This window comes from Planktotalea sp., from assembly GCF_049680325.1.
Classification (GTDB): Bacteria; Pseudomonadota; Alphaproteobacteria; order Rhodobacterales; family Rhodobacteraceae; genus Planktotalea.
In genome coordinates this window covers 1-1,685 of the sequence record NZ_JBAUHO010000230.1, presented here as the reverse complement: position 1 = coordinate 1,685, position 1,685 = coordinate 1, and the positions used below count along the sequence as shown (strand labels likewise).

Genomic DNA, 1,685 nt, shown 5'->3' with positions numbered 1-1,685 from the left:
GTCCAGTTGGTCGCGGTCGGGACGGCGCATCATGTTGCGGATGAACAAGCCATGCCATGCCAGCTCGGTCACAAAGCGGACGTTGATTGCGTGCTTGGGATCGGCGCCACCGACAAGGTCCTGAACAAAATAGTCGCGGCCCTTCATGTGGGCGAGCATGTCATTGTACAGCGCGTCAAAACCCGCTTCGGACATCTCTGCGTTGTTTTCCCACCAGATCGTGTCTTTGACCGACGCGCTCATCACGACGTGTTTGTCTTTGGGCGACCGGCCTGTGAATTTACCTGTGGTGACAAGGAATGCGCCACCTTTACCCAATGAACCTTCGTCGCGCTTCAGCGCGGCTTCGATCAGCGCAGGCTCCATCTGGTTGTAATAAACATTGCCAAGCCCTTTGATCCCTTGATCGTCGAGGCTGAAGTTCGGGTTGACCCGTCCGGTTTGCATGCAATGTCTCCTTTGGAAACTGCGCGGTCTGCACAGCGTATTGGGGGATGCCCGGGACCAAAAGCGCACGGGCATAACTGGAATATTTGCCTCTTAGCACGATGATTTACGGATTGAACAGGCGCGTTTGCATAGTTAGCGCCATCACTTATGCAATTGATCAAAGCCGTGACCGAATGGCGTATTCTCGCCTTTGTGGTGCCCCGAGCTTACCAACTTCTGGCATCGCAAAAAGGGAATGTGAGGCAATTTAGCCATTCTTAAACAAATTATGGCTGAAATAGGGCGGTAGAGACTGCCGATTCGCAGTTAGGGATTGATTCGACAAGAAAAGGAGTGATCAATGCTTGGAAAAACAAAAATACGTTGAGCAGCACAAGGAAACAGGCAATGTCAAAAATTGCATTGGTAGATGACGACAGGAACATCCTGACGTCCGTCTCGATGACTCTCGAAGCAGAAGGTTTCGAGGTGGAAACCTATAATGACGGTCAGGCCGCACTGGACGCTTTCAACAAGCGGATGCCGGACATGGCAGTACTTGATATCAAGATGCCGCGCATGGATGGCATGGATTTGCTCCAGCGCTTGCGCCAGAAAACAGCGATGCCCGTTATCTTCCTGACCTCCAAAGATGACGAGATCGACGAAGTACTGGGCCTGCGTATGGGTGCAGACGATTATGTGAAGAAACCGTTTTCCCAGCGTCTTTTGGTCGAGCGCATTCGCGCGCTGCTGCGCCGTCAGGAAGCTGTAGTAACAGAAGAAGTTGGCGACACCGAAGAGACCAAAGTGATGGAGCGGGGTGATCTGCGGATGGACCCGCTGCGCCATGCCGTCAGCTGGAAGGGTAAAGATGTATCCCTGACAGTGACCGAGTTCTTGCTGCTGCAAGCGCTGGCGCAGCGCCCCGGCTTCGTAAAGTCGCGCGATCAGCTGATGGATGTCGCTTATGACGATCAGGTTTATGTGGATGACCGTACCATCGATAGCCACATCAAACGCCTGCGCAAAAAGATGCGTACAGCCGATGATGAATTCTCGGCGATTGAGACGCTTTACGGGATCGGTTATCGGTATAACGAAGAGTAATCGTTCTTTATGGCGATTGTTGAGAGGAACTTCGTGCGCGACCTGACCCCTTCCAGACGCGATGGCGATGTTGTTCTGGGTGACGATTGGGTCACTCCGGACAGTGCTGCACCAAACGAGATCAGAGCCCGTCGCGAGCGTCGGGG

The 1,685-nt window shown here is 53.3% G+C and carries 2 protein-coding genes; one reads left to right on the top strand and one right to left on the bottom strand.

Annotation, left to right across the window (positions count from 1 at the left end; genetic code table 11):
- The coding region (locus tag WBC85_RS10310) for a phosphoenolpyruvate carboxykinase (ATP) (RefSeq protein WP_424436315.1) at positions 1 to 447 on the bottom strand (447 nt) is incomplete at its 3' end.
- 390 nt (positions 448 to 837) lie between these two features.
- On the opposite strand from WBC85_RS10310, the gene WBC85_RS10305 reads away from it, so the two are divergent.
- Positions 838 to 1,539: a response regulator transcription factor gene (locus WBC85_RS10305; protein ID WP_424436312.1), complete on the top strand. Its 702-nt coding sequence runs from the start codon at positions 838 to 840 to the stop codon at positions 1,537 to 1,539.
- Positions 1,540 to 1,685 lie beyond the last annotated feature (146 nt).

Bases quoted from the DNA above. Each gene is read 5' to 3' on its own strand.
- WBC85_RS10305 (WP_424436312.1), top strand. From the start codon at position 838: ATGTCAAAAATTGCATTGGTAGATGACGACAGGAACATCCTGACGTCC.